Annotated in this window: 4 protein-coding genes; 2 read left to right on the forward strand and 2 right to left on the reverse strand. The window is 44.1% G+C overall.

Features of this window, described 5'->3' with window-relative positions:
• Positions 1-48: 48 nt before the first annotated feature.
• Together LN893_RS17725 and lacZ are read left to right on the forward strand one after the other, a co-directional pair.
• Entirely contained in the window at positions 49-2,502 is a 2,454-nt protein-coding gene (locus tag LN893_RS17725; protein ID WP_229972428.1) for a glycoside hydrolase family 2 TIM barrel-domain containing protein, read from the forward strand.
• A 67-nt stretch (positions 2,503-2,569) separates the two neighbouring features.
• Entirely contained in the window at positions 2,570-5,725 is a 3,156-nt protein-coding gene (lacZ, locus tag LN893_RS17730; RefSeq protein WP_229972430.1) for a beta-galactosidase, LacZ type, read from the forward strand.
• A gap of 267 nt (positions 5,726-5,992) precedes the next feature.
• Here lacZ and LN893_RS17735 read toward each other — a convergent pair whose 3' ends face one another.
• Positions 5,993-6,994, reverse strand: coding sequence for a glycoside hydrolase family 43 protein (locus tag LN893_RS17735; RefSeq protein WP_229972432.1), 1,002 nt, complete (start codon positions 6,992-6,994; stop codon positions 5,993-5,995).
• A gap of 385 nt (positions 6,995-7,379) precedes the next feature.
• Entirely contained in the window at positions 7,380-8,435 is a 1,056-nt protein-coding gene (locus LN893_RS17740; RefSeq protein WP_229972434.1) for a glycoside hydrolase family 43 protein, read from the reverse strand.
• Positions 8,436-8,738 lie beyond the last annotated feature (303 nt).

Raw genomic sequence — 8,738 nt, forward strand, 5'->3', positions numbered from 1 at the left:
TGAAAAGATGTGGTAAAGTGAAAAGTAACTGTAAAAGGAGAATTTAAAATGAGGAATCAACTTTTATTAATCTTGATCGCTCTGGTATTTGTTGGCATTCCTTGTGAGCTGCAGGCACAGCAAGTACGCAAGAAGGTATTGTTCAACGATAATTGGAAGTTTCAGAAGGGAGACGTATCAAACGGGGAGTCCAACAGCTTTGACGATAAGAGCTGGCGCGAAGTAGACTTGCCTCACGATTGGAGTATAGAGGGCCCTTTTAGCCAAGAATGGGCTAGTGGTACGGGTTATTTACCTAGTGGAATTGGGTGGTACAGAAAAACCTTTGAACTAACACCTGATGTTAATGCTAAAAACCTGTTTCTATACTTTGATGGAGTTTACAAAAACAGCGAAGTATGGATTAACGGACATTATCTGGGGAAACGGCCTAGCGGCTATACTCCGTTTTACTACGAAATTACCACACATCTTAATAAAAAAGGAAAGAACACCATTGCTGTTAAAGTAGACCATACCAAGTTTGCAGATTCAAGGTGGTATTCAGGCTCGGGCATTTATCGTAATGTGTATTTACTTGCTGTAGAGCCTGTTCACATAAATGTTTGGGGAGTGGCCTTTACAACGCCCGAAGTAAGCCAAAACAATGCTTCTGCGCAGGTAGTTGTGTCGTTAGCTAACAAGTCTAAGAAAGCAACCAACATAGAGGTTAGGGCAGAACTGCGTGACAAACAAGGTAAAACAGTAGCCAGTGAGCGCAAGCAAGTAAAAGCAAAGGCGGGACAGGATGCCGAAGCAGCTCTGTCGTTCCAACTAAGTAATCCAGAGTTGTGGTCTGTAGACAACCCAAACCTCTATGAGCTACACGTGGCGACTTATGTGAATGGTAAGAGAACAGACGACTATAAGGAGAAGGTGGGCTTCCGTAGCTTCCACTTCGATGCTGACAAAGGCTTTTCTCTGAATGGTCAGAATATGAAGTTGAAGGGGGTGTGCTTCCATCATGATGCTGGAGCCTTAGGTGCAGCCGTGCCGAAGGAGGTATGGGTAAGACGCTTAACAGCGTTGAAAGAACTAGGCTGTAACGCTATTAGAATGAGTCATTATCCACACCAGGATTATATCTATGAGCTGTGTGATGAGATGGGTTTTCTAGTGCAGGATGAGGCTTTTGACGAATGGGAAGTAGGGAAAAACAAGTGGATTGAGGGATGGAACGTTGGAACGCCAGGCAATGACGGCTCTTACGAACACTTTGCTGAGTGGGCAGACCGTGACTTACGCGATATGATCCTCCGTAACCGTAACCATGCATCTATCATCATGTGGAGTATCGGTAACGAAATCGACTATCCGAACGATCCTTATTCTCATGAGGTACTGAACACAGGCCGTAATCCTCAAATTTATGGTAAAGGTTACCAGCCAAACAACCCTCCTGCCAGCCGATTAGGTGAGATTGCCGAGCACTTAGTAGCAGTAGCGAAACAGTATGATACAACTCGCCCTATAACAGCGGCGTTGGCGGGAGTAGTGATGTCTAATTTTACCACTTATCCAGATGCTCTGGACATAGTAGGGTATAATTATCAGGAATATCGCTATCCAGAAGACCATGAGAAGTATCCTAATCGGATTATCTATGGCAGTGAGAATGGTAAGAGCTTGGATGCCTGGCTTGTAGTAGACACGCTTGATTACATTTCTGCACAATTTCTCTGGACTGCTTTTGACTTTATGGGTGAAGCCAGAGCTTGGCCAGTACGAAGTAGTGGTGCAGGACTGCTGGATTTAGCGGGCTTTCCGAAGCCAGAGTATTTCTTCAGGCAAAGCTTATGGTCTGAGAGGCCCATGGTATACATTACAACGGCAAAAGTGCAAGGCGAGGCTGAAAACCAGCGTAACAGAAGAGCGGTGCCCGCATATAACTGGGCTGTAGGTGATAGGATAAAGGTCAGTTGCTACACCAACACCGATGAGGCTGAACTCTTTCTAAATGGAAAGTCACTCGGAAGGAAGTCTTCTTCCCAAGCTACTGCCCGTGTTTTGGATTGGGAATTGGCCTACGAACCTGGCAACTTGTTAGTGAAAGGCTATAAGGATGAGAAAGAGGTTACGCAGCACCTTCTGAAAACAACTGGTGCGCCATATGCCCTCAAAGCAACAGCCGATCGCAAATCACTTAACGGAAGTGTGAAGGAACTAGCGCATATTGAAGTTGATGTAGTAGATAAAGATGGTAATAAGGTTTACGATGCCGAAAATGAAATTACAGTATCCATAGATGGGCCTGCTACACTCCTGGGGCTGGAAAGCGGCAGCTTAGTCAGCCACGAAGACTACAAAGCGAATAAGCGAAAAGTGTTACACGGGAAATTACTGGGCTACCTACAGGCACAGCAAAAGGCAGGGAAGGTAAAAGTTACGCTTCAGTCACCAGGGTTACAAGCCCAAACAATTGAATTGCAGGTTACTGATGACGGGGTAAATCTTATTCACTAGGTTAGTGTCCTTTATCTGCAGACAAACTACAATGCTGTTCTTTCTGATTTTAAAATTTTAATGTAGTATGGTTTTATTTAGAAGTATCGTTCTGGCTATTTGTTTAGCTTGGACCCAAACGTTGCTGGCACAACAAGGCCCAACCAATGAATGGGAAAACCCAAGTATTATAGGTTTGAATAAAGAGGCACCTCGCGCTTCGTTTATGCTGTATAGCAATGCGCAAGATGCCCGAACGAATAATTATAGTAAATCACAGTTTCATAAATCACTTAACGGTCAGTGGAAGTTCTCGCTCGTTAAGACACCCGCTGAGCGACCAAAAGAATTTTACAGCGAAAGCTTGGATGACAGCAAGTGGAGCACGATAGAGGTTCCCTCCAACTGGGAATTAGAAGGTTTTGATACTCCTATCTATACTAATGTGGCATATCCTTTCCCTGCAAATCCGCCCTATATAGATAACAACTATAACCCAGTTGGTACTTACCGCAGGACGTTTGCTGTGCCTGCCAATTGGCAAGGACAGGAGGTGATACTGCATTTTGGCTCTATCTCAGGTTATGCGCAGGTGTATGTAAATGGCCAAAAAGCAGGTATGACCAAGGCCGCCAAAACTCCAGCGGAGTTCAATATCACGAAGTTTCTAAAGTCAGGAGAGAACCAACTGGCGGTACAGGTGTTCCGCTGGCACGATGGCAGCTATCTGGAAGATCAAGACTTCTGGCGCCTGAGCGGCATAGAGCGCGATGTGTTTTTACAGGCGCTTCCTAAACTTACCGTGTGGGACTTCTTCTTGAAAGGCGATCTGGACAACACGTACAAGGATGGCTTGTTCAGTGCAACTGTTGACCTACGGCAGTTCGAAGGCAGCCAAGCAGGTAATGCCTCTGTTGCCGTGGAGCTTTACGATAAGAACAACAGGAGAATCTTTTCTCAGGAGAAAGCTCTAACTATAGGGGCCGCAGAAGAGGAGATGAAATTTGATGGCGTGATAAAGAACGTACAGAAGTGGAGCGGAGAGAACCCAAACCTATATGATTGTGTGATAACCTTAAAAGACGGTAAAGGCAACGTGTTAGGGGTAACCGGAAGCAAGGTCGGGTTCAGAAAGGTGGAGATAAAGGATGCGCAGTTGCACGTAAATGGAGTGCCGATACTGGTGAAAGGTGTGAATAGGCATGAGCACGATGAGAACAAGGGGCACGTGATTAGCAGAGAATCTATGCTGGAAGACATCAGGCTGATGAAGCTGCACAACATCAATGCCGTGCGTGCCAGTCATTACCCGAACGACCCGCTCTGGTACAGGCTATGCGATGAACACGGCATGTATCTGGTGGATGAGGCAAATATAGAAACACATGGCATGGGAGCAGAGTTACAAGGCCAGTTCGATAAGTCTAAGCACCCAGCTTATTTGACTGCCTGGGCACCTGCGCATATGGACCGTATAAAGCGAATGGTAGAGCGAGACAAGAACCACCCGTCCATAATCATTTGGTCGATGGGCAACGAGAGTGGCAACGGGCCTGTATTCCACGATGCCTATAAGTGGATCAAGGCGCAGGACAATACCAGACCAGTTCAGTTTGAGCAGGCGGGGGAAGATTGGAACACAGACATTGTGGCCCCCATGTACCCGCCTATCCAGCAAATGAAAGCATATGCCGCCTCTGATAAGACGCGTCCTTACATCATGTGCGAATATTCACATGCGATGGGCAACAGCAGCGGCAATTTTCAGGAATACTGGGATATCATACGCAGTTCCCCAAAAATGCAAGGAGGTTTCATATGGGATTGGGTAGACCAAGGGCTTAAAACAAAAGATGATAACGGAAAGGAGTTTTGGGCATACGGAGGAGATCTTGGTGGTTTTCACCTACAGAACGACGAGAACTTCAATGCCAACGGCCTAGTAGCCGCTGACCGTTCCCCCCACCCTGGGCTATATGAAGTAAAGAAGGTGTATCAAGATATCCTTTTTAATGCCAAAGATCTTGGAAAGGGCACTATAACGGTTAAGAACGAGCATAACTTTACAGATCTGTCCAACTACAGCTTTAAGTGGCAGCTCTTCAAGAACGGTGAGCTCCAGAAGGAAGGTACATTTAACGTGAAGGCGACACCACACCAACAAAAAGAAGTAAAGCTGAAACTGCCAAGAATAAATGCTAAAGATGGAGAGGAGCACTTCTTAAATATATATGCCTACACCAGAAACGCGACAGAACTTGTGCCTGCTGGCCATGAGGTGGCACGGGAACAGTTCAGTATCGGAAGCGACAAGTATTTTGCAGCAGCACCTTCCAAGGGCAAAGAAAATCTAAAAATAACCCGAGAAGCAGACAAGTTGCAATTTACAGCAGAGGATGTTTCAGGTGAGTTTGACACGGAGCGGGGTCGCCTGAACTGGTATGGCATTGGCAAAGAAGGGAAGCGCATTATCAAAAGCTATCCAGAGCCTTACTTTTGGCGGGCACCAACAGATAACGACTTTGGCAATAACATGCAGGTTAAGTCAGGAGTGTGGCGCACGGCTCATCTTAACCGTAAGGTGAGGAATGTAGAGGTGGCCGAGAAGCAGGCCGATGGACAGCGCATAACAGTATCCTATGAGCTGACAGATATCAATGTGCCTTATACTGTGGAATATTTTATTGAAAATGATGGAGCCATCCGTGTGACAGCGTCTTTAGATATGGAGCGAAGAGACCTGCCAGAATTGCCGCGGTTCGGTATGCGCATGGAACTGCCTGCACAGTTCGATAATCTCGCTTACTACGGCCGTGGCCCATGGGAAAATTACAGCGATAGAAAAACTGCTTCTTTTATTGGTAAGTATGAAGACAAAGTGGCGAACCAGTTTACTCAGAACTATATCCGACCACAGGAGAACGGCTACCACACAGACGTGCGTTGGGTAAGGCTAACGAATAATGCTGGGCAGGGGCTGATGATTGAGGGATTACAGCCTATTGGCTTCAGCGCATTAAATTATAGCGTTGAGCAAATGGACCCTGGTTCAACAAAAAAACAACAGCACCCGACTGACATCAGACCACAAAATACTGTCTTCCTGCATATTGATCTGAAGCAGCGTGGTGTAGGAGGTGATAACAGCTGGGGCATGTTGCCGCATGATGAATATAGGTTGCTAGATAAAAAATACACCTACACCTATAAGATAAACCTTATCGGAGAGAAAGAGAGCTTGTAGTTACATTCCTCCTAGAATATAATAACAGCAAATAGTCCCTTCCTTTACCAAGTCTGGATGATTAAAAACCAGCACTAGTAAGGAAAAAGACTCTTTGCTGTTACAAGCTTTTTGGTGCTGCGGTGCGAGACAAAATAATTCTTATAACCTTAACTAACTATAGAATGATTGGCATTATCATTCAAGGTGCCATATATAATGTCTAAACTGGCGCAGCATTAGGAGTTTGCTTGTTTTGATCTTTAAACCAAACGTAGCAATACTTTCTTAAGGGGTATAAGGCTTCCCTACAACTAACTTATCGCCTGATAAATCTACTTCAAACAAATGTGGAACACGTAGGTAGCGACCATTAATGCTTTTATGGCTATGCACCGACATCAACAGCTTCCCTTGTAGTGTGTTGAACAACATGCCATGTCCGTAATTAGGAGGTGTAATTGTTTGCTTCTCTTGAACCCAAGGGCCGTCCAAGGTACCACTTTCTGAATATACTACTCCCTGAGTATAAACATCGTAAATCCAGCTGGTCCATATCATGCCTAATCGTCCGCTTGCTGTCTTGAAAAGATAGGGGCCATCAGTAACTTTATTTGGGCGGTCTTTGCCGTTCTTATCCTTTTCACGGCTCCACGGGGAGTCACTTGCACGAAACATTACTTTCCCTTTGCCTATCGTGCCACTTAAATCGGGTTTAAGCTCTATCTTTTCGATGGTACCATTCAAGTTCTGCAACCATTCATAACAGTAGACCATATAAGGCTTGCCATCAGTGTCAATCCAGAAAGTGCCATCTAGAGTGGGCTGATCGGCAGGTAAGTAGGTCGGGTCCTTCATAGGTACATAAGGACCATCTGGTTTGTCGCTTACCAGTACGTGGCTGGCACGGCGTTCTATCACGTTTCCCTGTACCGTATCAATTTTTACAGCTTGGTTTGTGAAAGTGGCAAAATAGTAATACTTGTTTTTGTAAGAGTGAATTTCGGCAGCCCATATCATCGGCTTAGGGCCCATCCAAGAATTAGGATCAATGTCTGCCACTCTATAAGGACCATTCCACAACTTTAGATCTTTGCTCTTCCATAACATGCCCCCAGTACCAGTCATATAGTACATATTCGTTTTATGGTCAGTTAGTATAAAGGGGTCACTTAACACAATAGAATCTAAAGGCACATTCTCTCTTATTTTTCGAGAGCTTCCTTGCTGTGCTAATAGTATTGAAGGGAATAACAACAAACCAAATAGAGCCAACCAAACCTTTTTCATGCTATGTTATTACTAAATTTATGAACCTTCTGTTTACCAGCTACTGCTCTAACGATTTATGATGCTTTGGGAACAGAGTTAACTTATTCTTATCCTTCAATATAAGTAATTTAGCGGTGTTAACAGTTGGTTTTACTTTGTTTTAAGCTGATCAAATTAAAAATAGAGTAAAGCACTACTATTAAAAAGCTCCTCTAAACTTAAAAGCTATAAACAGCAACAGCTGTGAAAACAGGATAAACCTTTCTCACAGCTGTTGCTGAATACTTCTAATGAAATCTTATACTACTACTGTAGTTTAAGTACAAGGCTATGGCAGCACTAGGGAAGGAAAATGTAGTACTGCCGTAGCACTATCAAATACAATTATACTGTATTTCTGGCACTACTGTTTTTTTGCCTTCTTTTTTGCTTCTTTCGTCGCCATTTCATTATCGCTTAATTCCTGCCCAAAATAAGGCATGCCATCCTTGGTCCATAGCAGTACTCTTGCACGGGTGTGGCGGTTAGGATCATATAACGGTTCACCATCAATCTCTTTATAGTCGCGGGCATGGTAAATCATTATATCGGTTTTGCCATCCTCAGCCACAATAAAGCTGTTGTGTCCTGGGCCAAAACGTTTAAGTTCTTCATTAGAAGAGAAAACTGGTTCAGGTAACTTGTTCCAAGAAGCAGGGTCTAGAAGATCAGAGTTCTGATCGGCCCAAAGTAAACCTATGGCATAGTTGGCATCGGTAGCGCTGGCAGAGAAGGTAACAAATACCTTTCCGTTGCGAATAATTACTGCTGGAGCCTCGTTTACATTATGTCCTATTCTTTCCCAAGCGTATTCTGGTTGAGAGATTACAACCTGTTTGTCATCAAGGGTGGTCGGGCTGGTCATTTTTGCAATATACAAGCCTGTGTTTATTTCCTTGTTAGATGCCCTGTCTACCCATATCATGTAGCGCTGGTTGTTATGCTCGAAGGTGGTGGCATCGAGAGTGAATTCATTCCTTTTGCTCACAAGCTCACCTTCCTCGGTCCATTCTCCTTTTGTAGGGTCTTCCGACGGATTTGATAAGGTATACTTGCGTATTGCCCATTTGTCTTCAGCTCCACCAGCTGCAAAATAAATGTACCATTTTCCATCTATACGGTGTATTTCAGGAGCCCAAATGTGGTTGCCCATAGGGCCTTGATTGTGCTTGCGCCACACTACTACAGGTTGCGCGTCCTTTATACCATTGATGGTTTTAGACTTACGCATTTCAATGCGATCGTACTCAGGTACTGTTGCAATAAAGTAGTAAGTGCCATCTGTAGCTTTCCAAACATGAGGGTCTGCCCTTTGCTTGGCAATAGGATTGTCAAACTGGTTTTTCTTCAGCTTTTGTGCGCTAACTGTCAGTCCACTGATAATGAGCGTTACTGCTAGTATAAGTTTTAATAGTTTCATGGAGTTATTTGTTGTTGTGATGTATTATTTGGTGGCAATAGTCTTGCCAATCTTTGTTCGTTAAATATAAACGTAAAAAATACATTTATAATTATCAAAACTAAGGATGTTGTTTTCTTTAAAAGTTTTTAGAAGAATAAAGATAGTTTTGTTGCTTCATAAGCAGTAATAAAACAGCAGGGTGAGCTTTGCTAGTAGCTTTAACTTATTTATAAGTAGGATACAATCGTTGTTGTGGAAGTACGGCAATTCCCTGCATAGCTCCCCCTATGCTGCCGCTACGTTTCCGCTGGGTATAAAACG

This window comes from Pontibacter harenae (assembly GCF_020907245.1).
In the GTDB taxonomy this organism is placed as follows: domain Bacteria; phylum Bacteroidota; class Bacteroidia; order Cytophagales; family Hymenobacteraceae; genus Pontibacter; species Pontibacter harenae.